Source organism: Rhodococcus sp. NPDC003322 (genome assembly GCF_053589555.1).
This window is the reverse complement of sequence record NZ_JBSFSC010000004.1, coordinates 372,092-396,851: the sequence shown is the minus strand read 5'-3', so window position 1 is coordinate 396,851 and position 24,760 is coordinate 372,092. Positions and strand designations below refer to the sequence as shown.

Sequence of the window (24,760 nt, the reverse complement as noted above, 5' to 3'; positions counted from 1 at the left end):
AGCGCAGTCAACGGGGAAGGCCCCGAACCCATTCCGGGTTCGGGGCCTTCCCCGTTTCTGCGTCGCACGGTGTCTCCTCGGCCGCGGCGCATCACGGATGTGGTGGCCCGCCCGCGTCCGGAGCTCCCGGCGTCACCAGTTGCCTGCGCAGCGCGTTGAGCGCCTCGTGCTGGGTCAGGAGCACCGCGGTCGGACTGCTCCCGAGGATCTCCGCCGTGCGCTGAACCGAGAGTCCTCGGATCACGCGAAGGTGCAACACCCCACGCTGGCGCTCGGGGAGCTCGGCGATCATCGTGTGGGCCGGTCCGCTTGTCGTCACCAGACGATGATGTCGAACACTACGTCCCGACCGGAAGGGACCGATGTCCCGCACCACTGGGACAACGAGGCCCGTCCCGGGTGGGGCCGGAGCGTTCGAGAGTCAGCCGCGGGCACGAAACGCCCGCGCGCACGCGCCGCCGGCGTGCCGGCGTCTTGGCGATTCCTGCCGCCATCCTTTCCACCGCTCCCCCACACCGCCACCCGCCGACCTCAGGTGGGTCAGTCCCTCCACACGGCGGTGTAGCTGTACCAGCCGCCCCCGAGGTCGGTGGCCGTGAAGTCGTCGTAGCCCGCCGGCGCACCCGCGGGCGAGTACACCCACCCCGACGACACCGAGAGGAAGGTGCCGTCGTCGTCGACGAAGTAGACCGCACCGTCGCGGTCCCGGAACACCCGGGAGATCTCGACACCGCCGAGGCGGACGCCCTCGGCGGTGAAGTCCGGGTCGTCGGGCATCGCGGCCACGTAGGCGTCGAACCGTGCTCGGGCCGAGTCGAAGTCGGCCACCGGCAGCAACCACGCGATCACGGCGCCGACGGCGACCACCGCAGGAGCGGCGGCGATCCACCACGACCACCTGTGATCCCGACCGACGAGGTAGAGGGTCTTGATCGCCCACACCAGGCCCGTCACGAGCAGTACCAGGACCGTGACACCACCGAAGAACAAGCGGTCCGCGACGGTGAGGTTCCGGGTACCGGGCCACCAGTCCGCGAACAGGAACACCAGTACGGCGACCGCGACCACCGTGACGGCCAGGACGATCGGGCCGGGTGGTTTCGCAGGCCGAGCGTCCGCGTCCGCGTCCGCACCCGGCCGCACGGACGGCGTCCGTGTCATGGCGCTCCCCCATCGCCTACGGACATGCGCATCGGACGGGACATCCCGCCCGACATGCCCGGTTCGTGAACGTTTCGCCAGAGTATGACAGAGACACCGAAACGCGGAGGGCGCCACACCCGTTCGGGTGTGGCGCCCTCCGCGCGAAAACTCCGGTCAGCCCTCAGGCCGACGGCACCGCCGTCAGTGCTTCTCAGGCCCGATGTGGTACTCGAACACCAGGCCGGCAGCGGACGCGATGACCAGCACGGCACCGACCACGATCAGCCACGGCTGGAAGAAGGCCAGCGACACGGCAGTGAAAGCGGCTCCACCGGCGAGCAGGATCGGCCAGAAGCTGCCCGGGCTGAAGAAGCCCAGATCGCCGGCGCCGTCCGAGATCTCGGCCTCCTCGTAGTCCTCCGGGCGGGTGTCGAGGCGACGGGCCACGAACCGGAAGTAGGTGCCGATGATCAGGCTCAGTCCGGCGGTGAGGACGAGCGCGGTGGTGCCAGCCCACTCGACACCGGTCCTCGACATGGCGGTGAAGATGCCGTACACGATTGCGATGAAGACGAAAAACACCGTCAACATCTCGAAGAGCTTGGCTTCGATCTTCATATCAGCTCGTCCTTTGTCGCGAGGTCGTCGGAGGCCGTCAGGCCCCGCATGTTCTTGGGTGCCGAAGCAGGCTTACTGGTACTCGCCCTCGAGGACCTCGGTGGCCTGGCGGTAGGTGCGCTCCGTGTTGAACGGGGTGGTGGAGGTCGCGACCGGCGACTCACCGATCTCCGCGAGCGCCTCTGCGGTGGACAGCGCCTGACCACCCTCGTTCACCGGCTTGCGCAGCTCGATGTACTTGGCGAACTTCTCCGGGCTCACGGCGCGGACCTCGAAGTTCATCATCGCGTGGTAGGTGCCGCACATCTCGGCGCAACGGCCGACGAACGCGCCTTCCTTCTGGATCTCGCTGATCTGGAAGACGTTGTCGGAGTGGTTCTCCTCCGGGTTCGGCATGACGTCCCGCTTGAACAGGAACTCCGGAACCCAGAACGAGTGGATGACGTCGGCGGCGGCGAGATCGAACTGGATCCGCTTGCCGGTCGGCAGCACCAGGATCGGGATCTCGTTGCTGGACCCGACGGTCTCGATGGTGTCGTAACGCAGGTACGACAGGTCGTGCTCGCTCTTGCCGGCCAGCGGACCCGGGACCTCGTGCCCGTGGATGACCTGCTCTTCGCGCGGGGCCTCGGCGGCCGCCTGGGCCTCCTTGTCGACGCCGTCGTACTTGGCAGTGCCGTCACCGAGGTCGATGCTGCGGTAACCGAACTTCCAGTTCCACTGGTAGGCGGTCACGTCGACGACAACGTTCGGGTTGTCCTTCTTCTCGGTGACGTAGTTCTGCACGACCACGGTGAAGTAGAAGAGCACCGCGATGATGACGAACGGCACCGCCGTGTACAGCAACTCCAGCGGGACGTTGTACGCCGTCTGGCGCGGGAACTCCGGGGAGTCCTTCTTCTTCCGGTGGAAGATGACCGTCCAGAACGTCAGGCCCCACACGATCACGCCCATGAACAGGGCCGCGATGACCGACCAGGTCCACAGTTCGCGCATTCGCTCTGCCTGCGGAGTGATGCCCGACGGCCATCCGAAGCGAAGCACCGAATTGTCGATCGAACATCCCGACAGCAGCATGGCGGCCAGTCCCAATGAGACCGCTAGCCCCGCTCGCCGAAGGATCCGACTCTGCGCCACGTTCACGCCTTCCTGATCGCCGCAAAATTGATAGGGGCAGCCCAGCGGGACACCCGAATACTACGCAGCGTAGACCAAAGCCGCCGCCTATCCACCCTCGGGTCACACCCGGCGGTTCGGCGAGTCTGCGGCATACTCGGCAGAATCAATCTGCAATCCCCTCCACGCCTGTTCACGCGGGTGTGGAGTTCCCCCCGAAGCGAATTGAGGTACTGGACGCTGTGTGTGGACTGCTCGGGCTACTGACCTCCGACGGAACCACCGACGCCGCCGTCTCACGGGTCGACTCCGCGATGCACTGCCTGCGACACCGTGGGCCCGATGAGCACGGAACCTGGCACGACGACGACCTCGTGTTCGGCTTCAACCGGCTGTCGATCATCGACATCGAACACTCCCATCAGCCGCTGCGCTGGGGTCCCGAGGACAATCCGACCCGCTATGCGCTGACCTTCAACGGCGAGATCTACAACTACCTGGAACTGCGCGAGGAACTCGCCCGCGACCACCAGGCCACGTTCCGCACCGAGGGAGACAGCGAAGCCATCGTCGCGGCGTTCCACTTCTGGGGTGCGGACGCCGTGCGCCGGCTGCGCGGCATGTTCGCGTTCGCGATCTGGGACACCGAGACGCGGGAGCTGTTCGTCGCCCGCGACCCGTTCGGCATCAAGCCGCTTTTCCTGGCGACCGGCGCCGGCGGCACCGCGTTCGGCAGCGAGAAGAAGAGCCTGCTCGAACTGGCCGACGTGATCGGCATCGACACCGACCTCGACCCGCGGGCGACCGAGCACTACACCGTGCTGCAGTACGTCCCGGAGCCGGAGACGCTGCACGCGCGGATCCGGCGGCTCGAGTCCGGGTCGTACGTCTGGATCCGGCCCGGCGAGCAGCCCCGGATCACCCGTTACTTCACCCCGCAGTTCCCGGTCCGGCCGTTCACGCCGGGCTCGGAGCAGTCGCGCTACCGGGAGATCGCGGAGGCGCTCGAGGACTCGGTCGCCAAGCACATGCGGGCGGACGTGACGGTCGGGTCCTTCCTGTCCGGCGGCATCGACTCGACCGCGATCGCCGCGTTGGCGATGCGCCACAACCCGAAGCTGATCACCTTCACCACCGGATTCGAGCGTGAGGGCTACTCCGAGATCGACGTCGCCGCCGAGTCGGCGGCGGCGATCGGCGCCCGGCACGTGACCAAGGTCGTCTCCCCCGCCGAGTTCGCGGCGGCGATCCCCGAGATCATCTGGTACCTCGACGATCCGGTCGCCGACCCGGCCCTGGTGCCGCTGTGGTTCATCGCCAAGGAGGCGCGCAAGCACGTCAAGGTGGTGCTGTCCGGAGAGGGCGCCGACGAACTGTTCGGCGGATACACCATCTACCGGGAACCGTTGTCGCTCAAGCCTTTCGAGTACCTGCCGAAGCCGCTGCGCCGGGCCGCCGGCAAGCTGTCGGAGAGGATCCCCGACGGCACCCGGGGCAAGAGCCTGCTCAACCGGGGTTCGATGACCCTCGAGGAGCGCTACTACGGCAACGCGCGCAGCTTCAACGACGCGCAGCTGCGGGCCGTCCTGCGTGACTTCCGGCCGGAGTGGACACACCAGGACGTCACCGCACCGATCTACGCGCAGTCGGCGGGCTGGGATCCGGTCGCCCGGATGCAGCACCTGGACCTGTTCACCTGGCTGCGCGGCGACATCCTCGTCAAGGCCGACAAGATGACGATGGCGAACTCGCTCGAACTGCGGGTGCCGTTCCTCGACACCGAGGTCTTCAAGGTCGCCTCGCAGGTGCCGCTGGACCAGAAGATCACCAAGCAGACGACGAAGTACGCGCTGCGCCAGGCGCTCGAGGGCATCGTCCCGCCCCACGTGCTGCATCGCGCGAAGCTGGGATTCCCGGTTCCGCTGCGGCACTGGCTGCGCGGCACCGAGCTGTTCGACTGGGCCCACCAGCAGATCGCCGACTCGCAGACCGACCACATCTTCGACAAGGCCGCGGTCGCGTCGATGCTGAACGAGCACCGGGACGGCGCCTCGGACCACAGCCGCCGCCTGTGGACGGTGCTGTGCTTCATGGTCTGGCACGGCATCTTCGTGGAGAAGCGCATCGTGCCGCAGATCCAGGAGCCGGTGTACCCGGTCCACGTCTAGGCACCGCACACCGACCGAAAAGGCCCCGCCCGGGTTTCGGGCGGGGCCTTTCGGGTTCGTGCGGACGCCGGGTCGCCGCGCCCGGCGACTTACTTCAGCAGCGCACCGATCTCCTCGGCCGCGGTGTTCCCGTATGCGTCGGCGAGACGCTTGACGGCCTCGTCCCGGTCCAGGGTCCACTCCTGCGTGCCGACGGTCTCGAGCACGAGGACCGCGACCAGCGACCCCAGCTGGGCGGACCGCTCGATGCTCAGACCCTCGCTCTGACCGGTCAGGAAGCCGGCGCGGAACGCGTCGCCGACGCCGGTCGGATCCACCTTTGCCTTCTCCGGCACGACCCCGACGCGGACGAAGTTCCCCTCCCGGTCGACGATCTCGACGCCCTTCGCACCGAGGGTCGTGACCCGCAACCCGATCTGGTCGGCGATCTCCCGCTCGGTCAGCTCGGTCTTCTGCAGCAGCAGCGCCCACTCGTACTCGTTGGTGAACAGGTACTTCGCGCCGCCGATCAGCTCCCGCGCCTCGGCGCCGGACAGCCGCGCCAGCTGCTGCGACGGGTCCGCGGCGAACGGCAGCCCCAGTTCGCGGCACTGCTCGGTGTGGCGGGCCATCGCGGCGGGATCGTTCGCGCCGACGAGCACCAGGTCGACGCCTGCGGGCAGGTCGGCGAGGGAGATGTCGCGGGCCTCACTCATCGCGCCCGGGTAGAAGGATGCGATCTGAGCCATGTCCTCGTCGGTGGTGCACACGAACCGGGCGGTGTGCGCGATCTGCGACACCCGGACCGCGGCGCAGTCGACGCCGTGCTGCTCGAGCCAACCGCGGTACTCGGTGAAGTCGGCGCCCACCGCACCGACCAGCAGCGGCGAGCCGCCGAGAACACCCATCGCGAAGGCGATGTTGCCGCCGACGCCACCGCGACGGACCACCAGGTCGTCGACGAGGAAGCTCAGCGAGATGTGCTGGAGTTGGTCGGCGATCAGCTGGTCGGCGAAGCGCCCGGGAAAACGCATCAGGTGATCGGTGGCGATGGAACCGGTGACCGCGATTGTCACGCGTGAGACCTTTCAGTTCGACTGTGCACTGTGCAAAGCCATCACGGTACCCGGCTGCGTCGCGCGTCGGGCGCCTCCGGCGCGGCCCGGACCCCGAACACGCCTCCGGCGCGGCACCCGTGTGGGTGCCGCGCCGGAGGTGTCGGTGCGGACGATCAGTTGAACGAATCGCCGCAGGCGCAGGAGCCCGTGGCGTTCGGGTTGTCGATCGTGAAGCCCTGCTTCTCGATGGTGTCGACGAAGTCGATGGTGGCGCCCTCGACGTACGGTGCGCTCATCCGGTCGACGGCGAGGTTGACGCCGCCGAAGTCGACGACGAGGTCGCCGTCGAGGCTGCGGTCGTCGAAGAACAGCTGGTAGCGCAGTCCGGCGCAGCCACCGGGCTGGACGGCGATGCGCAGGGCCAGGTCGTCGCGACCCTCCTGGTCGAGCAGTGCCTTGGCCTTCGCGGCCGCGGCGTCGCTCATCACGACCTTGTGCGCAGCCTCGTCCTGCACGGCGCTCTCGGACTGCACTGCGCTCTCGTTCTGCACTGTCATGGGCTCTCCCTGTTCGCTCGTACCAAAACCCGTGAACGCTTCAACCGTACTCCGCGGGGCACTATTCCCGCCGCTGGCCTCGACTTGCCGGGCGCTCGTCCCACCCGCAGGCGACGCTGTGCGCCAGGCTCGCGAGCTGCGCGGCGGCATCCGTCATGGCCAACCGCACGGACCCGGCGTGCTCGGACACCGAGTGGACACCGGCCAGGCCGAGTGCGCCGAGGTCGGGATCGGCGCCGTCGACAGCCACCTGCCCGGCCAGGACCAGCACCGGGATGCCGCGGTCCCGCGCGGCCCGCGCGAGCGCGACCGCGACCTTCCCACCGAGCGACTGGTGGTCGAAGCGTCCCTCACCGGTGATCACCAGGTCGGCGACCTCGAGCAGCGCGTGCTGGTCGGTGACGTCCGCGACGACCTCGGCGCCGGAGCGTCGGTCCGCGCCCAGCGCCAGCAGCGCGGCGCCGATCCCACCGGCCGCCCCCGCCCCGACCGCCTCGGACACCGACGCACCCGACCGGCGGCCCGCCGCCGCACCCGACCGGCGGCCCGCCGCCGTGTCGAGCACCCGCGCCCACACCGCATTGCGCTCCTCGAGCACCTCCACCGCCGCCGGGTCGGCGCCCTTCTGCGGTCCGAACACGACCGCCGCGCCACGAGGTCCGAGCAGGGGGTTCTCGACGTCGGTGGCCGCGATCAGCCGGATCCCGGCCAGCCGGGACCGGGCGGCGGCGAACCCTGCCGCGTCGTCGGTGCCGCCCAGTGCCCGGATCAGTCCGCGGCCGCCGTCCGTGCAGCCGCTGCCCCCGAGGCCGACGACGACGGTGCGGGCACCCGCCTCGACCGCGAGGGCGATCAGTTCTCCCACGCCGGCGCTGTGCGCGGCGACCGCGGTGGCGGGATCGGGGTCGAGCAGGTGCAGTCCGCACGCCTGTGCGGATTCGATGTACGCCACGTCCCCGGCCCGGAGCCAGCGGGCGGCGACGGTCGCGGTGAGCGGACCCGACACCGTCGCGGTGCACACCTCGCCGCCGTGCACCGCGAGGACGTCCACGAAGCCGGGGCCACCGTCCGACCGTGGCGCCGCGGTGAGCACGTCGTCGGGACGGGCCCGCCCCCACCCCACGGCGATGGCCTCGGCGGCCTCGACGCCGGTGAGGGTGTCGCCGAACGAATCCGGGGCGATCAGCACGCGCATCGGGCGAGCATAGGACGGGGTGCCGGTGCGCGCCGGACGTGCCAGGTCGTGACCTCGCCTGCCCAGCAAGTAGCCTGGTGGGGTGAAACTGCTGCGCCGAGGAAACCCCGACAATCCAGACAACGGAGATGACGGGGTCGACGAGTCGACCACTCCTGAGCCGACCACCCCGACGTCGTCCGCCGTCACCGAGGGCAAGGGCCGGCCGACGCCGAGCCGCCGCGAGGCCGAGGGCAGGCGACGGGGCCCCGTCGCTCCCGCGCCGATGACGTCGAAGGAGGCCCGGGCGCGGCGCAAGGAGAGCCGCGGCTCGAAGGAGGAGCGCAAGCTCGCGTCGGCCGAGCGTCGCGCCGACGCCGCCGACCGCCGCGCGCGGATGCTCGCAGGCGAGGACAAGTACCTGCTGCCCCGGGACAAGGGACCGGTGCGTGCGTACGTCCGCGACCTCGTCGATTCCCGGCGCCACCTGGTCGGCCTGTTCATGCCGCTCGCGGTGCTGCTGATCCTGGCGATGTTCCTCGACCCGTCGCTGCAGGCCTTCGTCACCCTCGGCATGTTCGTGATGATGCTGTTCATGGTCGTCGAGGGCGTGATCATGGGCCGCCAGATCAACAACAAGGTTCGCGAGCGGTACCCCGATTCCATCGACGGCGGGTTCAAACTCGGCTGGTATGCCTTCGTCCGCGCGTCACAGATCCGCAAGATGCGCGCGCCGCAGCCGCAGGTCTCGCCCGGCGACGCCGTCTGACGGCCACCCGCGCAACCACAGCACTCCCGGACCGGCGTCGCACCATCAGTGCGGCGCCCGTCCGCGTTGCCGTCCTGGTTCGCTCAGTCGACGAATCGACGCAGGTCCGGCCAGGGCGGACGCCGCAGGACCGCCAACGTTCCGAGCGTCGCCGACACCAGGCCGATCGTCAGGCCCAGGCGTGCGATTCGCGACTCGTCGACTGCGGCACGCCAGGTCACCTCGCCCTGGTGGACGACGAACACGCCCACCGGCGTCGACGACGCGGCTTCGCCGCCGGGCAGGCCCCGCACCCGCGCCACGGTGATGACGGTCGCGCCGTCCGGGGTCTCGTACGGCTCGCCGTACACGGCCGTGGTCCGTACCGCGCGCTGCGCGCGCTCGAAGATCGATGTCACGCTTCCCACCTGCTTCCCGCCCCATCGGGTGGCTTCGACGATACGTCGTGCGACCGACACCGACGAGCGTGCCGGCCGGGACCGGCACCTCAGTGGTGCGGCGCCCGGCCGCGCAGCACCGCCAGATCGGCGTCGATCCGGACGGCGTCCCGATCGTCGACAGAGGCCGACCCGAACGGTCGGCGGAGTCGGACCGTGGAGACAGGCGACAGAACCGAGCGGCGTCGACGACGCACGAGGGCACCGCACGTGGCGGCGAGGACGAGACATCCGAGAATGACGAGGAATCCGGTCATGGCAGTAATTGTTCGACCGCCTACTTCATGCCACCAGTGGCATGAACGACCCACTTCGTCAATATCCAGCCATAGACTGAACCCGTGCTCTCCACCGTCGCGGTCCTCGTCGTCGACCGCATCTCGATGTTCGAGTTCGGCACCGTCTGCGAGGTGTTCGGCCTCGATCGCACCGCCTTCGGGGTGCCGGCCATCGATTTCCGCGTGTGCGGCGCCACCCCCGGCGCACCGCTGACCACCACCAGCCCCGGCGTCACCCTGACCGCCACCCGGGGACTCGACGGGCTCGTCGGTGCGGACCTGGTCGTGATCCCGGCGTTCGCGGACCACAGCGGGTACCCCGACGCCGTGATCGACGCCGTCCGCGCGGCCGCCGACTCCGGCGCGACGATCCTGACGGTCTGCTCGGGGAGCTTTCTCGCCGGGGCCGCGGGCCTGCTCGACGGCCGCACCTGCACCACCCACTGGAGCCACGCCGACGAACTGGCCCGCGCGTTCCCCGCAACGATCGTCGATCCCGACGTCCTGTTCGTCGACGAGGGCCCGCTCGTGACGAGTGCCGGTACCGCCGCCGGTATCGACGCGTGCCTGCACGTGGTGCGGCGCGAGCTCGGCACCGCCGTCGCCAACACGATCGCCCGCCGCATGGTCGTGGCCCCACAGCGCGACGGCGGGCAGCGCCAGTTCATCGAACGACCGGTGCCGGTCTGCGCGGCCGACGGCATCGCGGAGACGCTGTCCTGGATGACCGAGCATCTCGACGAGCAGCACACGGTCGAATCGCTCGCCGCGCGGGCGGCGATGTCCTCGCGCACCTTCGCGCGCCGGTTCGCCGCCGAGACGGGAAGCACGCCGGTCAAATGGCTCACCGCCCAACGGGTTCTGCTCGCCCAGCAACTGCTGGAGCAGAGCGACGACGGCCTCGAGCAGATCGCCCGCCGGTGCGGCTTCTCGTCCGCGGCGTTGCTGCGCCACCACTTCCACCGCCGACTCGGTCTGGCCCCCGCCGACTACCGCCGCCGCTTCGGCGCGGCCGACATGCGCGTTGGTACCGTCTAGCGCGTGCACTCCCCCGCCCGACCGCGCCGCGTCCTCGTCCTCGGCGGGGCACGCTCCGGCAAGTCCGGACACGCGGAGTCGCTGATGCCGGGCGGCGACGTCCGCTATGTCGCGACCGCGCGCGTCGACCCTGCCGACGTGGACTGGACCGCCCGGATCGCGGAGCATCGCGTCCGCAGGCCCGCACACTGGACCACCGTGGAATGCGGCCGCGGACCCGGTCTTTCCGCGATCCTGGGTGAGAGCGGTCCGGCGACCCTCGTCGACGACCTCGGCACCTGGCTGACCGCGGAACTCGACGACGCCGACGCCTGGGACGCGCCGCGAGGAACCGTCACCCCCCGCTGCGACGCCCTGGTGGACGCGGTCGCGGGCTACCCGGGCACACTCGTACTCGTCAGTCCCGAGGTCGGGCTCGGCGTGGTTCCGGAGACCCGCTCGGGACGGCTGTTCCGGGACGAGATCGGCGCCCTCAACGGACGGCTCGCTCAGGTCTGCGACGAGGTGTTTCTCGCGATCGCCGGACTGACCGTGCGCCTGAAGTGACGCGACGCCGAACACGACCAGCATCGACATGAAAGGTCCACTGTGACAACCGAATCGAACTCCACACCCGAGCCCGAAGGCGCGACGGGGGCCGCGTTCGACCCGGTCGTCGCACCGTCGGTGACGGCCCGCGCCGCCGCCGACGCCCGGCAGGGGCAGTTGACCAAGCCCGCCGGTTCCCTCGGCCGGCTCGAGTCCCTCGCCGGCTGGGTGGCCGCCTGCCAGGACCGGTGCCCGCCGCGCCTGTTCGAGCGCCCCCGCGTGGTCGTGTTCGCCGGCGACCACGGCGTCGCCCGGCACGGGGTGTCCGCCTACCCGGCGGAGGTGACCGCCCAGATGGTCGCCAACATCCTCGCCGGTGGCGCGGCGGTCAACACGCTCGCCGAGACCACCGGCGTCGGCGTGCGGGTGGTGGACATCGCGGTCGACGCCGACACCGACCCCGCCGTGTCCCGGTACAAGGTGCGCCGGTCGAGCGGAGCGATCGACCGCGAGGACGCAATGAGCGCCGACGAGACCCTCCGGGCGATCGCGGCCGGCCGGGCGCTCGCGGACGAGGAGGTCGACGCCGGCGCGGACCTGCTGATCGCCGGCGAGATGGGCATCGGCAACACCACCCCGGCGACCGTCCTGATCGCCGCGATCACCGACACCGAGCCGGTCGCCGCGGTCGGCCGCGGCACCGGCGTCGACGACGCCGGCTGGGCCCGCAAGACCGCCGCGATCCGTGACGCGATGCGCCGGGTGCGGCGCGACGTCACCGACCCGGTGGCGTTGCTCCGGATCGGCGGCGGCGCCGACCTGGCCGCGATGGCCGGATTCCTCGCACAGGCCGCGGTGCGTCGCACCCCGGTGATCGTGGACGGCGTGGTGGTGACCGCGGCGGCGATGGTGGCCGAGCAACTGGCTCCCGGCGCTCGCGACTGGTGGGTCGCCGGCCATCGGTCCACCGAACCGGCGCACGTCCTGGCGCTGCGTCACCTGCAACTCGACCCGATCCTCGACCTGGGCATGCGCCTCGGTGAAGGCTCCGGCGCGGTGGTCGCATTGCCGGTGCTGCAGGGTGCGGTCGCCACCCTCGCGAACATGGCGACGTTCGCCGATGCCGGTGTCAGCACCCGCGACGCCGGCGACTCCCCCGCCGACCCGGCGACCGGCGCCGACGCGACGACGGACTGACCGACGTGGGCGGACTGCGGTTGGCCCTGTCGTGGTTGACGGTGCTGCCGGTCCCGCACCGCGAGAGCGATCCGCCGATCGACCGGACCTCGGGCAGGCGGGCCATCACCGCGGCGCCGGTGGTCGGCGTACTGCTCGGCCTGCTCGCGGCGGCGGTGTCGTGGCTGCTGGTCGCCGCCTGGGTTCCGTCGGCGCTCGCCGGGCTGGTCGCCGTCGCCGTCCTGGCGCTGGCGACGCGTGGGATGCATGTCGACGGTCTCGCGGACACCGTCGACGGCCTGGGCTGTTACGGCCCGCCGGAACGCGCACTGGAGGTGATGCGCAGCGGCGGCGTCGGCCCGTTCGGTGCGGCCGCGCTGCTGATCTGCCTTGGCGGGCAGGCACTCTCGTTCGGCGCGCTCGCCGAGGCCGGGCAGTGGGCAGCGGTCGTCATCGCGGTGGCGGTGGGGCGGGTGGCGGCCGTGACCACCTGCCGACCGGCCCTGTCCGCGGCAGCCCCGACCGGTTTCGGCGCGCTCGTCGCCGGAACCCAGAGCCGCTGGGTGTGCCTGGCGTGGACGGTGATCGCGGTCGTCGCCGCCGCGGCGGCGGTCCCGGACAGGTGGTGGCAGGGCCCTGTCGTCGTGGCCACGGTCCTCGCCGCGACAGCCGGGCTGACCCGGCACTGCGCCCACCGCTTCGGAGGTGTCACCGGCGACGTCCTCGGTGCGGCCATCGAGCTGACCGTCACCCTCGCGGCCCTCGGGTTCCTGCTGGGCGGCTGAGCCGTACATTCGCTGCCGCGGCGAGCCGAAGCAGCTCGTCCACCGACCAGTGGTCGGCGGCGTGCCTGCCGTACCGGGCGGCGAGGATCGAACCGTCCGGCGCGAGCAGCAGGTCCGCGGGCAGACCGAGGATGCTCTCGCCGCCCGGGCCGATCGCGCCGCCCGCCCGCACGGCGCGCATCACGACGGCCCAGCTCCCGGGGCGCAACGGCGCGGACCACACGCGCGGATGCAGCACCGCTCCCGGCGCCGACTCGATCCCGAACTCGCGGTACAGCGACCGGTCCGGGTCCGCGACCACCGCGAACGGAAGGTCCCCCTGGTACGGCCGCATCGCCTCGGCCGTGGAGTGGAACACCGCGATCTCGCGAACACCTGCGGCCTCGATCTCGTCCACGTGGCGCGCGATCTCCCGCAGGTGGACATTGCAGATCGGGCAGCCTGCGAAGCGCCGGAACTGCAGGTGCGTCAGCGCCCCGGGGTCGGGCAGGGTGATTCGGTCACCGGAGATCGTCGTCAGGGTTCGCGGCGGCACCACGTCGCCGGGTGCCGGGTGGGTCCCGCGTGCGGCGGGACGGTCGTTGATGGTCATGGTCTCGTGTTCCTCCCTATCCGTGATTCGATGGGTGACCGGGCCGGATGTCCGGGTGCCGATCGCCGTCACATCGACCGGGTTTGCCCGGTCATCCCTTGTGACCGGCGAGTGCGGAGGAATGTGACCGATGAACGACGATGCGCACCGGGTGGACGTCGCCGAGCGGTTCGACGAGCGGCGTTCGCGACTGTGGGCGGTGGCCTACCGCATGCTCGGATCGGCGAGCGAGGCCGAGGACGCCGTGCAGGAGGCGTGGGTGCGCCTCGACCGCGCCGACAGCGACGAGATCCGGAACCTGGACGGGTGGCTGACCACCGTCGTCGCGCACGTGTGTCTGAACATCCTGGCCGCACGCCGGGCACGACCGGAGGACCCGAGGGGCGTGCACGTACCCGATCCGGTGGTGACCCGCCCCGATGTCACCGGACCCGAACACGAGGCGGTGCTCGCCGACTCGGTCGGGTTGGCGATGCTGGTCGTCCTCGACACGCTCGCTCCCGCGGAGCGCCTCGCCTTCGTGCTGCACGACATGTTCGCGGTCCCCTTCGACGAGATCGCTCCGATGGTGCGACGCACCCCGGACGCCGCCCGCCAGTTGGCGAGCCGGGCCAGGCGCCGGGTCCGGGGTGTCCCCGCCCCGGCGCCGGACCGGGCCCGGCAACGCGCGGTGGTGGATGCGTTCCTCGCCGCGGCGCGAGGCGGCAGCTTCGAGGATCTGCTCACGGTGCTGGACCCGGATGTGGTGTTGCGCGCCGACGCGGGCGGAGCGGCGTCGGCGCTGGACCGGGGTGCACCGGCGGTCGCGGAGCGGGTGCTCGGCTATGCCCGGCTGGCCCGGTTCGCGCACCCCGCGCTGGTCAACGGCGCCGCCGGGATCGTCGGGATCGCGCAGGGACGGCTGTTCGCGGTGTTCGGCGTCACGGTCCGCGGCGACCGGATCGTCGAGATCGACATCCTTGCCGACCCGGCACGGCTGTCCCGGATCCCCGCCGCCGGTCTCGACTGAGCTGCGGTCGCGCTCACTCGGCACTGTTCTCACTCGGCACTGTGCGCGCCGGTACGACGGAACCACGGGCGACGTCCTCGGCGCGGATCGAGGTGGCCGTCGCCGCGACCGCAGTCGGAGCCCCGAATGGTCGTGACCGATTCGTCCGGGCCGTGAACGCACTCGGCGGCGCAGCGCTCGTCATGAGCGCCGCGCCGCCGGGCACGTGATCTCGAGCCGTCAGGCCAGGGTGGTCATCCAGCCGTGGGTGTCGGCGAAGGTGCCGCGCTGGATTCCGGTGAGCGTGTCGCGCAGGGCCATGGTGACCTCACCCGGCTCCCCACCGCTGATGCTGAACTCACCGGCCGCGGACTTGACCGAGCCGACCGGGGTGATGACCGCGGCGGTGCCGCAGGCGAACACCTCGGTGATCTCACCGGATGCGGCCTTCTCGCGCCACTCGTCCGTGCTGATGCGACGCTCCTCGACGGCGTAGCCGGCGTCCGCGGCGAGGGTGAGCAGCGAGTTGCGGGTGATACCGGGCAGCAACGACCCGGACAGCTCCGGCGTGACGAGGCGGGCCTCGGACCCGGAACCGAAGACGAAGAAGAGGTTCATCCCGCCCATCTCCTCGACGTACTTGCGTTCGATCGCGTCGAGCCAGACGACCTGGTCGCAACCCTCGTCAGCGGCCTGCGCCTGGGCGACCAGCGAGGCGGCGTAGTTGCCCGCGAACTTCGCGGCGCCGGTGCCTCCCGGAGCGGCGCGCACGTACTCGGTGGACAGCCACACGCTGACCGGCTTGACGCCCTGCGAGAAGTACGCGCCGGCCGGCGAGGCGATCAGCAGGTACTTGTAGCTGTTCGCCGGTCGCACGCCGAGACCGATCTCGGTGGAGATCATGAACGGCCGCAGGTACAGCGCCTCCTCGCCGCCCGCGGCTGGAACCCAGTCGCCGTCGACGGCGAGGAGCTCGGTGATCGAGCGGTGGAACAGCTCGTCGGGCAGCTCCGGCATCGCCATGCGGCGGGCCGAGGTGCGCAGCCGCTCGGCGTTCGCGGACACCCGGAACGACGCGATCGAGCCGTCCGCCTGGCGGTACGCCTTGAGACCCTCGAAGATCGCCTGACCGTAGTGCAGCACCATCGTCGCGGGGTCCATCTGCAACGGCGCGTACGGCTGCACGGTGGCGTTGTGCCAGCCCTGCTCGTCGCTGTAGTCGATGGTGACCATGTGATCGGTGAAGTACTTCCCGAATCCGGGGGCGGCCAGTACTCGCGCGCGCTCCTGCTCCGAGGCAGGTGAGGGATGCGGAACGCGCGTGAAGTCTTGGACACCAGTCATGCGCAGAATCCTAGCGAACGCGTCGTGCACGACATTGCGCGACCACGGATTTTCGTGCTTCCCTGCCCGCCGCCCGTGGTTTGCGTCAGCGCGTGTGCAACGGCACGAACGGCGGCGCGACGACCTCGCACCGCAGCGCCCGGCCACGCACGTCGACCGTCACCTCGTCGCCCGCCGCGAGCCCGGCCGACGTGTCGAGCAGTGCCAGCGCGATGCCCACCTTCAGTGTCGGCGAGAAGGTGCCCGACGTGGTCTCGCCGACCGTGGCGCCGTCGCGGAGGACCGACTGCCCCTGCCGCAGCACCCCGCGGTCGAGGGCGCGGATCCCCCACATGGTGCGGGCGGGCCCGGCTTCCTTCTGCGCGAGCAGCACGTCACGACCCCAGAACCGCGGCTTGCGCCACCCGATCGCCCAGCCACAGCGTGCTTCCAGAGGGGAGATCTCGGTGGACAGCTCGTGCCCGTGCAGCGGGTAGCCCGCCTCGGTGCGCAGGGTGTCGCGGGCGCCGAGCCCGGCGACCTCGCCACCGGCGGCCCGCACCGCGGTCACCAGCGCCCGGAACACCGCCTCGGTGCCGTCCCAGGACGGCAGCAGTTCGTAGCCGTGCTCGCCGGTGTAACCGGTGCGGCACACCCGCACCGGTGCACCCTCGAAAGTCGCGTCCGCGAAGGCCATGTAGTCCATGTCCGACGGAAGCCCAAGCGCGGCAAGAATTTCCGTGGACCTCGGTCCCTGCACCGCGAGGACACCGAAGTTCCGGTGCAGGTCCGTGACGGCGATTCCGTCCGGCGCCTGCGCCACCAGCGCGGCGACCACGGCCGCGGTGTTCGCGGCGTTGGGCACCAGGAACACCTCGTCCTCGGAGACGTAGTAGGCGATCAGGTCGTCGACGACACCGCCGGTCTCGTTGGCACACAGGGTGTACTGCGCCTTGCCGGGACCGATCTTGGCGAGATCGTTTGTCAGGCAGTCGTTCACGAACGCGGCCGCCCCGGGGCCCACGACCGATGCCTTGCCGAGGTGGCTGACGTCGAACACCCCGACCGTCTCCCGGACCGCGGTGTGCTCGGCGACGACTCCGGTGTAGGACACCGGCATCTCCCAACCGCCGAACGGCGCGAAGGTGGCGCCGAGTTCGGTGTGCATCGCGTGGAGTGGGCCCTGCCGGAGTTCGCTCATGGGGCATCACGCTAGCCGACGCGGCGCGGGCCGACCCGCCGCGAACGAAGGCCGAGGCCGACCCCGCACACGTCGCACTCACTCGGACGGCGCGAACTACAGTTGCCGACAACGCAATCCTTCACACCCCAGGAGTAGATGTGAGCCCTGCCAAGTCCGATACACCGCTCGGCCCGGAGCTCGTTCTCGCCGGCTCGATCGCCAAGCGCGTCGACGTCCTCGTCATCGGATTGACCACAGGGCCGGACGGACCCGAGGCATCCGTCGGGGACGTGCTCGACGACGCCACGGCCGAAGCGGTTCTCGCCGGGCTCGTCGCGGTGGGAGCGACCGGCAAGGCCGAGGAGATCACCCGCATTCCGGCGCCGGCCGGACTGTCGGTGGCGAGCGTCGTCGCCGTGGGTCTCGGCTCTGCGGACGACGTGGACGCCGAGCAGATCCGCCAGTCCGCGGGCGCCGCGGCCCGCGCGCTCACCGGCGTCGCGGTCGCCGCGACCACCCTGTCGGGACTCGACCTGGGTGCCGCCGCAGAGGGCTTCTACCTGGGCGCCTACACGTTCACCGGTTTCAAGGCGAAGTCCGCGCCCGGTGCCGACAAGCAGCCCCTCGGCCGGGTCGAGTTGCTGGTGTCCTCCCCGCGGACCGCCGCCGCGAAGAACGAACTGGCCCGCTCCGCCGCGATCGCCGAGGCCGTCGCCGTCGCCCGCGAATTCGTCAACACCCCGCCGAGCCACCTGTACCCGGAGGAGTTCGCCGCCCGCGCCAAGGCACTCGGCACCGCCGCCGGGCTCAAGGTCCAGGTCCTCGACGAGAAGGCCCTCGAGAAGGGCGGCTACGGCGGCATCCTCGGCGTCGGCAAGGGTTCCTCGCGTCAGCCCCGGCTGGTCCGGCTCACCCACAGCCCCGCCGGTCGCGGCGTGAAGAAGGTGGCACTGGTCGGCAAGGGCATCACGTTCGACACCGGCGGCATCTCCATCAAGCCGGCCGCAGGCATGGAAAACATGACCTCCGACATGGGCGGCGCCGCGGCCGTCATCGCCACCGCGGTCCTGGCCGCGAAGCTGGGCCTGAAGGTCGGCGTCGACGCCTATGCGCCGATGGCCGAGAACATGCCGTCCGCCACCGCGCAGCGCCCCGGCGACGTGCTGACCCAGTACGGCGGCACCACGGTCGAGGTGATCAACACCGACGCCGAGGGCCGGCTGATCCTCGCCGACGCGATGGTCAAGGCATGCGAACAGAACCCGGACTACCTGATCGACACCGCGACCCTGACCGGCGCACAGATGGTCGCGCTCGGCACCCGCACCCCCGGCGTGATGGGCACCGACGAGTTCCGGGACCGGGTCGCCCGCATCTCCCAGGAGATCGGCGAGAACGCCTGGGCGATGCCGCTGCCGCGTGAGCTGCGCGGCGACCTGAACTCCAAGGTCGCGGACCTGATGAACGTCACCAACAACCGGTGGGGCGGCATGCTCGTCGCGGCCACCTACCTGAAGGAGTTCGTGTCCGAGGGCGTGCAGTGGGCGCACATCGACGTCGCCGGCCCGGCCTACAACACCGGAGGCCCGTTCGGCTACACGCCGAAGGGCGGCACCGGCGTCCCGGTCCGCACGATGATCAGCGTCCTCGAGGACATCGCCGCCAACGGCTAGGCGCTTCGCGCTCGTGCGCGGTTTGCGGGTCCACACACCCACGAACCGCGCACGAGCCGTCAGGCCTCGCGGGCGCGGTTGCGCAGGATTCTCTGCCGAGCGTCGTGGTCGCGCATCCGCTGCGGATAGCCGGTCTTGCGCACGTCGTAGACGGGGATGCGCAGGTCCTCACCGAGCTTGCGCGCCCCACGCTCGCCGCCGACCGCGCGACGGGTCCACTGCCCGTCGGCCGCGACCAGCACCACCGTCACCGGGGTGACGGTGGTGCGCGGCTCGACGAACGCTTCCACCCCCACATGGGTGCGCGCCCAGTCCGCCAGATGGCGGGCATCGGCACCGCTGGTGCGCTCGTCCCGCCCGCGCCTGCGCCCGAACATCTCGCGCAGTCCCATGGCCCTCACCTCGTCACCTGGCCGACATCGACACATCCTGGACATTGCAGTCTGCCAGCGATTGCTGTGAGGTTCGTGAGGACGATGTGACAAGCCCCTCAGGGGACGCCGGAAATCGATCAATGCAAGGATGAACGTGCACCGCCGCGTGGCCGCCCGGTCGATTGGCTCGTCCACCGCCACCGACCCCGCGACAGCAGCTGTATTGCAGAATGTTTTTCGACCACAAGTCGACCAACTCAACAACCCGAACACAATTGTCGAGGAGTCAAAAGAAATGGCCTTCTCCGTCCAGATGCCGGCTCTCGGTGAGAGCGTCACCGAGGGAACCGTCACTAGGTGGCTCAAGCAGGAGGGAGACACGGTAGAACTCGACGAGCCCCTGCTCGAGGTCTCCACCGACAAGGTCGACACCGAGATTCCCTCCCCCGCTGCGGGCGTGCTGACCAAGATCGTCGCCCAGGAGGACGACACCGTCGAGATCGGCGGTGAGCTCGGCATCATCGGTGGCGCCGACGAGGCCCCCGCTCCGGCTCCGGCCGCTCCCGCCGAGCCCGCCCCTGCCGCTCCGGCTCCCGCGCCCGTCGCGGCCGCTGCACCGGCCCCCGCGGCGCCCGCTCCGGCCGCCGCCGCTCCCGCTGCCCCCGCGTCCGGCACCCCGGTCACGATGCCCGAACTGGGCGAGTCCGTGACCGAGGGCACCGTCACCCGGTGGCTCAAGGCCGTCGGCGACGAGGTCGCGGTCGACGAGCCCCTGCTCGAGGTCTCGACCGACAAGGTCGACACCGAGATCCCCTCGCCGGTCGCGGGCACGCTGCTCGAGATCAATGCGCAGGAGGACGACACCATCGCGGTCGGTGCGCAGCTCGCCGTGATCGGCTCCGGCGCACCCGCCGCCGCCCCGGCGCCTGCCGCTCCGGCTCCCGCGCCCGCCCCGGCTCCGGCACCTGCTGCTCCGGCTCCCGCGCCCGCCCCGGCTCCGGCGCCTGCCGCTCCGGCTCCCGCGCCCGCCCCGGCTCCGGCGCCCGCCGCTCCGGCGCCCGCCGCTCCGGCCGCCGATGCAACCCCGTACGTCACCCCGCTGGTCCGCAAGCTCGCCACCGAGAACGGTGTCGACCTCGCGACCGTGACCGGCACCGGTGTCGGTGGCCGCATCCGCAAGCAGGACGTCCTCGCGGCCGCCGAGGCCAAGAAGGCTCCGGCCGCAGCCCCGGCAGCACCCGCCGCAGCTGCACCGGCCGCCGCCACCACCACCCCGGCCGGCGTCCGCCCGGAGCTCGCGCACCTGCGCGGCACCACCCAGAAGGTGAACCGGATCCGCCAGATCACGGCGGTCAAGACCCGGGAGTCGCTGCAGACCACCGCGCAGCTGACCCAGACCTTCGAGGTCGACGTCACCAAGGTCGCGGCACTGCGGTCGCAGGCCAAGGCCGGGTTCTCCGACCGCGAGGGCGTGAACCTGACGTTCCTGCCGTTCTTCGCCAAGGCCGTCGTCGAGGCGCTCGGGGCGCACCCGAACGTCAACGCCAGCTACAACGAGGACGCCAAGGAGATCACCTACCACGCGGCCGTGCACCTCGGCATCGCGGTGGACACCGAGCAGGGTCTGCTCTCCCCGGTGATCCACAACGCCGGCGACCTGTCGCTGGCCGGCCTGGCCCGCGCGATCGCCGACATCGCGGCCCGCGCCCGCTCCGGCGGCCTGAAGCCGGACGAGCTGGCCGGTGGCACGTTCACGATCACCAACATCGGCAGCCAGGGCGCGCTGTTCGACACCCCGATCCTGGTGCCGCCGCAGGCCGCCATGCTCGGCACCGGCGCGATCGTCAAGCGCCCGATGGTGGTCACCGACGACAACGGCAACGAGTCCATCGGTGTCCGGTCGATGTGCTACCTGCCGCTCACCTACGATCACCGCCTGATCGACGGTGCCGACGCCGGTCGGTTCCTGACCACGATCAAGCAGCGGCTCGAGGAAGCGGCCTTCGAGGCCGACCTCGGCCTGTAGGTCGCGGACAACCCACGCGGGCGGGGGCACCATCGAATTCGGTGGTGCCCCCGCCCGTTTCAGGGTGCGGGACACCCAGCGGCGGACGGCCGGTGACGCGGTGCCCCCGCTCGACCGTCGACACCAGGAGGCGAAACAACGATGAAGGTGACGGTCGCCGGATCGTCGGGACTGATCGGGACGACTCTGATCGCCGCGCTGAACGCGGACGGCCACGAGGTGCGGCGCCTGGTGCGCCGGCCCGTCGCCGGGCGGGACGAGTTCCGGTGGGCGCCGGAGCGGGGCGTGCTCGACTCCCGGGCACTGGACGGCGTCGACGCGGTGGTGAACCTCTGCGGCGCCGGGATCGGCGACCAGCGCTGGTCCGGCGCATACAAGCAACTGCTGCGCGACAGCCGCGTCGCCCCCACGGACGTGCTCGCACACGCCGTCGCGGACCGGGGCGTGCCGGTTCTGGTCAACGCGAGCGCCGTCGGCTTCTACGGCGACACCGGCGACGGCGTGGTGGACGAAAATGCCCCGGCGGGTGCGGGTTTCCTCTCCGGTTTGTGCCGGGACTGGGAACGCGCCACCGAGCCCGCCCGGGACGCCGGGACCCGGACGGTGCTGCTGCGCACCGGCACGGTGATCTCGCCGAACGGTGGCCTGCTCGGTCGCCTGCGCCCGCTGTTCCGGTTCGGCCTCGGCGGACGGCTCGGCAGCGGACGGCAGTATCTGTCGTGGATCTCCCTCGACGACGAGGTCGCGGCGATCAGGTTCGCGCTGACGTCCGGTGCCCTCGCCGGTCCGGTGAACGCCACCGCCCCGAACCCGGTCACCAACGCCGGGTTCACGAAGGCCCTCGGCCACGCGCTGCGTCGCCCCACCCCCTGGGTGGTGCCGGGGTTCGCGCTGCGCGCCGCGGTCGGCGAGTTCGCGGACGAGGCGGTGCTGCACGGTCAACGCGCACTGCCCGCCGCACTCGAGTCGGCCGGATTCACGTTCCGCCACAACACGATCGACGAGGCGCTCACCGCCGCCCTCGCGCGCTGACGCGGGTGCCGGGCGCCCTCCTCCTCCGTCCAGGCGTAACGTGTCGACAATGAGCAGCGCCACCGCCTCCGTCCGTTTCAGCGCCGAGCCGCTCGATGTCCGACCCCTCGGACTCGTCGACTACCTGGAGGCGTGGGAACTGCAGCGGAGCCTTGCCGGTGAGCGCGCCGAGGACCGCGGCCGCGACACACTCCTCCTGCTCGAGCATCCCTCGGTGTACACCGCGGGCCGCCGCACCCAGCCGGAGGACCGGCCCACCGACGGCACACCCGTGATCGACGTCGACCGCGGCGGCAAGATCACCTGGCACGGACCCGGCCAGCTGGTCGGCTACCCGATCGTCAAGCTCGCCGAGCCGGTGGACGTGGTCAACTACGTGCGCCGCATCGAAGAGGCACTGATCACCGTCTGCGTCGATCTCGGGCTCACCTGCGGCCGCGTCGAGGGCCGGTCCGGGGTATGGCTGCCCGCCGGCCTGAGGGACGGTGTGTGGCTGCCCGAACGCAAGATCGCCGCGATCGGCGTGCGAGTTCAGCGCGGGGTGGCCCTGCACGGCTTCGCGCTCAACTGCGATGCGGCGCTCGACCGGTTCGACGACATCGTCCCCTGCGGTATCCGCGATGCCGGCGTGGCGTCACTGTCGGGTGAACTCGGCGCGACGGTGACGACCGCCGACGTGCTTCCGGCCGTCGTCGCCGCTGTCACCGCCGCGTTCGACGGCACGATGCCGGTCACCGAACGCGACATCGAACGCGTCACTTTCGAGGACGCGACGACCCCCGAACCCGCATTCACCACCCACCGCTTCGGCTGAGCGCGGGCGGCCGAAGCGACCGGCGTAGCATCGCATCGTGACTGTGGCACCCGAAAACTCCCCGGCCGCCGCCCCACAAGGGCGCAAGCTCCTTCGCATCGAGGTCCGCAACGCCGAGACCCCGATCGAGCGGAAACCCAACTGGATCAAGACCCGCGCGAAGATGGGCCCGGAGTACACCGAGCTCAAGACGCTGGTTCGCAGCGAGGGCCTGCACACCGTGTGCGAGGAAGCCGGCTGCCCCAACATCTACGAGTGCTGGGAAGACCGCGAGGCCACCTTCCTCATCGGCGGCGACCAGTGCACCCGACGGTGCGACTTCTGCCAGATCGACACCGGCAAGCCCGCCGCCCTCGACCGCGACGAACCCCGCCGCGTCGCCGAGTCGGTGCAGTCGATGGGCCTGCGCTACTCGACCATCACCGGCGTCGCCCGCGACGACCTCCCCGACGAGGGCGCCTGGCTCTACGCCGAGACCGTCCGCCAGATCCATGAGCTGAACCCCACCACCGGCGTCGAGAATCTCATCCCCGACTTCCACGCCCACCCCGATCTGCTCGCCGAGGTCTTCGACGCCCGCCCCGAGGTCCTCGCGCACAACCTCGAGACCGTCCCCCGCATCTTCAAGCGCATCCGGCCCGCGTTCCGCTACGAGCGTTCCCTCGCGGTGATCACCGCCGCCCGCGACTTCGGCCTGGTCACCAAGTCGAACCTGATCCTCGGCATGGGCGAGACCCCCGACGAGGTCCGCGAGGCCATGGTGGACCTGCACGAGGCCGGCTGCGACATCATCACCATCACCCAGTACCTGCGCCCGTCGCCGCGCCACCACCCCGTCGAACGCTGGGTCAAGCCGGAGGAATTCGTCGAGCACTCCGAGTTCGCCACCGAACTCGGCTTCGCCGGTGTCATGGCCGGACCGCTGGTCCGCTCCTCCTACCGCGCCGGCCGTCTCTACGCCCAGGCCATGGCCCACCACGGCCGTCCCCTCCCCGCCGGACAGGCCCACCTCGCCGAGGAGGGCAGTGCCTCCCAGGAGGCGGGCTCGCTGATCGAGCGCCTCGCCCGCGCCTGACCGCCGAACCCGGCGTCCCGCCGCCCCGACCCGACATCCCTGGTCGGGTGCGATCGGCGGCGGGCCCGGGTCGTATCCTGTGAGGTATGGCGAACGGCAGTAAGTCCGGAAAAACGGGCAAGGCAAGCAAGGAAGCGAAGGCCGCTGCGAAAGCGGCCCGCAGGGCGGCGTCGAAGGAACGGCGCAGCCAGCTGTGGCAGGCGTTCAATCTGCAGCGCAAGGAAGACAAGCTGCTGCTGCCGCTGATGATCGGCGCCGTCGTCGGCCTCGCCGTCGTGTTCTTCCTGGTCGGTCTCATCTTCGGGATCCAGTGGTTCCTGCTGCCGGTCGGCATCCTGCTCGGCGTGCTGGCCGCGTTCGTCATCTTCGGTCGTCGCGTCCAGAAGACCGTCTACGGCAAGGCCGACGGTCAGGCCGGTGCGGCGGCGTGGGCGCTGGACAACCTGCAGGGCGGCTGGCGGGTGACCAACACCATCGCCGGCACCACCCAGCTCGACGCGGTGCACCGCGTGATCGGCCGCCCGGGCGTCATCCTGGTCGCCGAGGGCGCCCCGCAGCGCGTCAAATCGCTTCTCGCGCAGGAGAAGAAGAAGACCGCCCGCCTGGTCGGCGACACCCCGATCTACGACATCGTGGTCGGCAACGACGAGGGCCAGGTGCCGCTCTCACAGCTGCAGAAGTACCTGATGAAGCTGCCGAAGAACATCGACACCAAGCGGATGGACTCCATCGAGGGGCGGCTCGCCGCACTCGGCAACCGTGGCGGCCCGGCGATGCCGAAGGGCCCGGTCCCCGGCGGAGCGAAGATGAAGGGCGTGCAGCGCACGATCCGCCGCCGCTAGCGCTTCGCGCAGGT

Annotated in this window: 26 protein-coding genes; 13 read left to right on the top strand and 13 right to left on the bottom strand. The window is 70.9% G+C overall.

Features of this window, described 5'->3' with window-relative positions:
* Positions 1 to 91 precede the first annotated feature (91 nt).
* The 4 genes from ACWDUM_RS18165 to ctaC form a co-directional block, all read right to left on the bottom strand.
* Positions 92 to 319: a sigma factor-like helix-turn-helix DNA-binding protein gene (locus ACWDUM_RS18165; protein WP_450135015.1), complete on the bottom strand. Its 228-nt coding sequence runs from the start codon at positions 317 to 319 to the stop codon at positions 92 to 94.
* 221 nt (positions 320 to 540) lie between these two features.
* A complete protein-coding gene (locus ACWDUM_RS18160) occupies positions 541 to 1,161 on the bottom strand; it encodes a DUF1109 domain-containing protein (RefSeq protein ID WP_450135014.1) in 621 nt (206 codons plus the stop codon).
* Positions 1,162 to 1,344: 183 nt separating this feature from the next.
* The gene (locus tag ACWDUM_RS18155; protein ID WP_450117254.1) at positions 1,345 to 1,761 is read right to left on the bottom strand and encodes a cytochrome c oxidase subunit 4; all 417 of its coding nucleotides are present in this window, start codon (positions 1,759 to 1,761) and stop codon (positions 1,345 to 1,347) included.
* 72 nt (positions 1,762 to 1,833) lie between these two features.
* On the bottom strand, positions 1,834 to 2,904 hold the full coding sequence (gene ctaC, locus ACWDUM_RS18150) for an aa3-type cytochrome oxidase subunit II (protein ID WP_450117253.1): 1,071 nt from the start codon (positions 2,902 to 2,904) through the stop codon (positions 1,834 to 1,836).
* A gap of 215 nt (positions 2,905 to 3,119) precedes the next feature.
* On the opposite strand from ctaC, the gene asnB reads away from it, so the two are divergent.
* Entirely contained in the window at positions 3,120 to 5,045 is a 1,926-nt protein-coding gene (gene asnB / locus ACWDUM_RS18145) for an asparagine synthase (glutamine-hydrolyzing) (RefSeq protein ID WP_450135013.1), read from the top strand.
* Positions 5,046 to 5,134: 89 nt separating this feature from the next.
* On the opposite strand, the gene ACWDUM_RS18140 is transcribed toward asnB, so the two are convergent.
* From ACWDUM_RS18140 to ACWDUM_RS18130, 3 genes are all read right to left on the bottom strand, one after another.
* Positions 5,135 to 6,100, bottom strand: a complete 966-nt coding sequence (locus tag ACWDUM_RS18140; protein WP_450117251.1) for a carbohydrate kinase family protein — start codon at positions 6,098 to 6,100, stop codon at positions 5,135 to 5,137.
* A 155-nt stretch (positions 6,101 to 6,255) separates the two neighbouring features.
* Positions 6,256 to 6,639 (bottom strand): HesB/IscA family protein, encoded by a 384-nt coding sequence (locus tag ACWDUM_RS18135; protein ID WP_450112850.1) that lies wholly within the window; start codon positions 6,637 to 6,639, stop codon positions 6,256 to 6,258.
* A gap of 61 nt (positions 6,640 to 6,700) precedes the next feature.
* Entirely contained in the window at positions 6,701 to 7,834 is a 1,134-nt protein-coding gene (locus tag ACWDUM_RS18130; RefSeq protein WP_450135012.1) for a glycerate kinase family protein, read from the bottom strand.
* An 82-nt stretch (positions 7,835 to 7,916) separates the two neighbouring features.
* Between ACWDUM_RS18130 and ACWDUM_RS18125 the strand changes: the two genes are divergently transcribed.
* Complete coding sequence (locus tag ACWDUM_RS18125; RefSeq protein WP_450112848.1) at positions 7,917 to 8,582, top strand: DUF3043 domain-containing protein; 666 nt, start codon at positions 7,917 to 7,919, stop codon at positions 8,580 to 8,582.
* A gap of 83 nt (positions 8,583 to 8,665) precedes the next feature.
* On the opposite strand, the gene ACWDUM_RS18120 is transcribed toward ACWDUM_RS18125, so the two are convergent.
* Both ACWDUM_RS18120 and ACWDUM_RS18115 read right to left on the bottom strand, forming a co-directional pair.
* Positions 8,666 to 8,980: a hypothetical protein gene (locus tag ACWDUM_RS18120; protein WP_450135011.1), complete on the bottom strand. Its 315-nt coding sequence runs from the start codon at positions 8,978 to 8,980 to the stop codon at positions 8,666 to 8,668.
* Between the two features lie 89 nt (positions 8,981 to 9,069).
* Positions 9,070 to 9,276: a hypothetical protein gene (locus tag ACWDUM_RS18115; RefSeq protein ID WP_450135010.1), complete on the bottom strand. Its 207-nt coding sequence runs from the start codon at positions 9,274 to 9,276 to the stop codon at positions 9,070 to 9,072.
* An 84-nt stretch (positions 9,277 to 9,360) separates the two neighbouring features.
* Here ACWDUM_RS18115 and ACWDUM_RS18110 point away from each other — a divergent pair, with 84 nt between their 5' ends.
* The 4 genes from ACWDUM_RS18110 to ACWDUM_RS18095 are packed head-to-tail and all read left to right on the top strand — an operon-like array spanning position 9,361 to position 12,824.
* Positions 9,361 to 10,335 carry a helix-turn-helix domain-containing protein gene (locus ACWDUM_RS18110; protein WP_450135009.1) on the top strand — a complete coding sequence of 325 codons (975 nt, stop codon included), beginning with the start codon at positions 9,361 to 9,363 and terminating at the stop codon, positions 10,333 to 10,335.
* A 3-nt stretch (positions 10,336 to 10,338) separates the two neighbouring features.
* Positions 10,339 to 10,881 carry a bifunctional adenosylcobinamide kinase/adenosylcobinamide-phosphate guanylyltransferase gene (locus ACWDUM_RS18105; protein ID WP_450135008.1) on the top strand — a complete coding sequence of 181 codons (543 nt, stop codon included), beginning with the start codon at positions 10,339 to 10,341 and terminating at the stop codon, positions 10,879 to 10,881.
* A gap of 42 nt (positions 10,882 to 10,923) precedes the next feature.
* Complete coding sequence (cobT, locus tag ACWDUM_RS18100) at positions 10,924 to 12,060, top strand: nicotinate-nucleotide--dimethylbenzimidazole phosphoribosyltransferase (RefSeq protein WP_450135007.1); 1,137 nt, start codon at positions 10,924 to 10,926, stop codon at positions 12,058 to 12,060.
* 5 nt (positions 12,061 to 12,065) lie between these two features.
* Complete coding sequence (locus tag ACWDUM_RS18095; protein WP_450135006.1) at positions 12,066 to 12,824, top strand: adenosylcobinamide-GDP ribazoletransferase; 759 nt, start codon at positions 12,066 to 12,068, stop codon at positions 12,822 to 12,824.
* Here ACWDUM_RS18095 and ACWDUM_RS18090 read toward each other — a convergent pair.
* Complete coding sequence (locus ACWDUM_RS18090; protein WP_450135005.1) at positions 12,787 to 13,416, bottom strand: peroxiredoxin-like family protein; 630 nt, start codon at positions 13,414 to 13,416, stop codon at positions 12,787 to 12,789. The genes ACWDUM_RS18095 and ACWDUM_RS18090 overlap by 38 nt on opposite strands.
* A gap of 130 nt (positions 13,417 to 13,546) precedes the next feature.
* Between ACWDUM_RS18090 and ACWDUM_RS18085 the strand changes: the two genes are divergently transcribed.
* Complete coding sequence (locus ACWDUM_RS18085; RefSeq protein ID WP_450135004.1) at positions 13,547 to 14,425, top strand: sigma-70 family RNA polymerase sigma factor; 879 nt, start codon at positions 13,547 to 13,549, stop codon at positions 14,423 to 14,425.
* Positions 14,426 to 14,644: 219 nt separating this feature from the next.
* On the opposite strand, the gene ACWDUM_RS18080 is transcribed toward ACWDUM_RS18085, so the two are convergent.
* Both ACWDUM_RS18080 and gcvT read right to left on the bottom strand, forming a co-directional pair.
* Positions 14,645 to 15,748 (bottom strand): branched-chain amino acid aminotransferase, encoded by a 1,104-nt coding sequence (locus tag ACWDUM_RS18080; RefSeq protein ID WP_450112838.1) that lies wholly within the window; start codon positions 15,746 to 15,748, stop codon positions 14,645 to 14,647.
* Between the two features lie 85 nt (positions 15,749 to 15,833).
* A complete protein-coding gene (gcvT, locus tag ACWDUM_RS18075) occupies positions 15,834 to 16,928 on the bottom strand; it encodes a glycine cleavage system aminomethyltransferase GcvT (protein ID WP_450135003.1) in 1,095 nt (364 codons plus the stop codon).
* A 140-nt stretch (positions 16,929 to 17,068) separates the two neighbouring features.
* Between gcvT and ACWDUM_RS18070 the strand changes: the two genes are divergently transcribed.
* On the top strand, positions 17,069 to 18,583 hold the full coding sequence (locus ACWDUM_RS18070) for a leucyl aminopeptidase (RefSeq protein ID WP_450135002.1): 1,515 nt from the start codon (positions 17,069 to 17,071) through the stop codon (positions 18,581 to 18,583).
* Between the two features lie 59 nt (positions 18,584 to 18,642).
* Here ACWDUM_RS18070 and ACWDUM_RS18065 read toward each other — a convergent pair whose 3' ends face one another.
* Positions 18,643 to 18,975 carry an oxidoreductase gene (locus ACWDUM_RS18065; RefSeq protein ID WP_450112835.1) on the bottom strand — a complete coding sequence of 111 codons (333 nt, stop codon included), beginning with the start codon at positions 18,973 to 18,975 and terminating at the stop codon, positions 18,643 to 18,645.
* Between the two features lie 277 nt (positions 18,976 to 19,252).
* Between ACWDUM_RS18065 and sucB the strand changes: the two genes are divergently transcribed.
* The 5 genes from sucB (at position 19,253) to ACWDUM_RS18040 (ending at position 24,746) form a co-directional block, all read left to right on the top strand.
* Complete coding sequence (gene sucB / locus ACWDUM_RS18060; RefSeq protein WP_450135001.1) at positions 19,253 to 20,983, top strand: 2-oxoglutarate dehydrogenase, E2 component, dihydrolipoamide succinyltransferase; 1,731 nt, start codon at positions 19,253 to 19,255, stop codon at positions 20,981 to 20,983.
* A 141-nt stretch (positions 20,984 to 21,124) separates the two neighbouring features.
* Positions 21,125 to 22,015, top strand: coding sequence for a TIGR01777 family oxidoreductase (locus ACWDUM_RS18055; RefSeq protein ID WP_450135000.1), 891 nt, complete (start codon positions 21,125 to 21,127; stop codon positions 22,013 to 22,015).
* A gap of 49 nt (positions 22,016 to 22,064) precedes the next feature.
* Positions 22,065 to 22,829 carry a lipoyl(octanoyl) transferase LipB gene (gene lipB, locus ACWDUM_RS18050; RefSeq protein ID WP_450134999.1) on the top strand — a complete coding sequence of 255 codons (765 nt, stop codon included), beginning with the start codon at positions 22,065 to 22,067 and terminating at the stop codon, positions 22,827 to 22,829.
* 43 nt (positions 22,830 to 22,872) lie between these two features.
* Positions 22,873 to 23,904, top strand: coding sequence for a lipoyl synthase (lipA, locus tag ACWDUM_RS18045; protein WP_450135208.1), 1,032 nt, complete (start codon positions 22,873 to 22,875; stop codon positions 23,902 to 23,904).
* 86 nt (positions 23,905 to 23,990) lie between these two features.
* Positions 23,991 to 24,746, top strand: coding sequence for a DUF4191 domain-containing protein (locus ACWDUM_RS18040; protein WP_450134998.1), 756 nt, complete (start codon positions 23,991 to 23,993; stop codon positions 24,744 to 24,746).
* Positions 24,747 to 24,760 lie beyond the last annotated feature (14 nt).

Coding starts and splice junctions, on each gene's coding strand:
- ACWDUM_RS18055 (WP_450135000.1), top strand. CDS start 21,125: ATGAAGGTGACGGTCGCCGGATCGTCGGGACTGATCGGGACGACTCTG.
- ACWDUM_RS18155 (WP_450117254.1), bottom strand. CDS start 1,761: ATGAAGATCGAAGCCAAGCTCTTCGAGATGTTGACGGTGTTTTTCGTC.
- ACWDUM_RS18130 (WP_450135012.1), bottom strand. CDS start 7,834: ATGCGCGTGCTGATCGCCCCGGATTCGTTCGGCGACACCCTCACCGGC.
- sucB (WP_450135001.1), top strand. CDS start 19,253: ATGGCCTTCTCCGTCCAGATGCCGGCTCTCGGTGAGAGCGTCACCGAG.
- ACWDUM_RS18090 (WP_450135005.1), bottom strand. CDS start 13,416: ATGACCATCAACGACCGTCCCGCCGCACGCGGGACCCACCCGGCACCC.
- ACWDUM_RS18115 (WP_450135010.1), bottom strand. CDS start 9,276: ATGACCGGATTCCTCGTCATTCTCGGATGTCTCGTCCTCGCCGCCACG.
- ACWDUM_RS18085 (WP_450135004.1), top strand. CDS start 13,547: ATGAACGACGATGCGCACCGGGTGGACGTCGCCGAGCGGTTCGACGAG.
- gcvT (WP_450135003.1), bottom strand. CDS start 16,928: ATGAGCGAACTCCGGCAGGGCCCACTCCACGCGATGCACACCGAACTC.
- ACWDUM_RS18040 (WP_450134998.1), top strand. CDS start 23,991: ATGGCGAACGGCAGTAAGTCCGGAAAAACGGGCAAGGCAAGCAAGGAA.
- ACWDUM_RS18080 (WP_450112838.1), bottom strand. CDS start 15,748: ATGACTGGTGTCCAAGACTTCACGCGCGTTCCGCATCCCTCACCTGCC.
- ACWDUM_RS18065 (WP_450112835.1), bottom strand. CDS start 18,975: ATGGGACTGCGCGAGATGTTCGGGCGCAGGCGCGGGCGGGACGAGCGC.
- lipB (WP_450134999.1), top strand. CDS start 22,065: ATGAGCAGCGCCACCGCCTCCGTCCGTTTCAGCGCCGAGCCGCTCGAT.
- ACWDUM_RS18160 (WP_450135014.1), bottom strand. CDS start 1,161: ATGACACGGACGCCGTCCGTGCGGCCGGGTGCGGACGCGGACGCGGAC.
- ACWDUM_RS18135 (WP_450112850.1), bottom strand. CDS start 6,639: ATGACAGTGCAGAACGAGAGCGCAGTGCAGTCCGAGAGCGCCGTGCAG.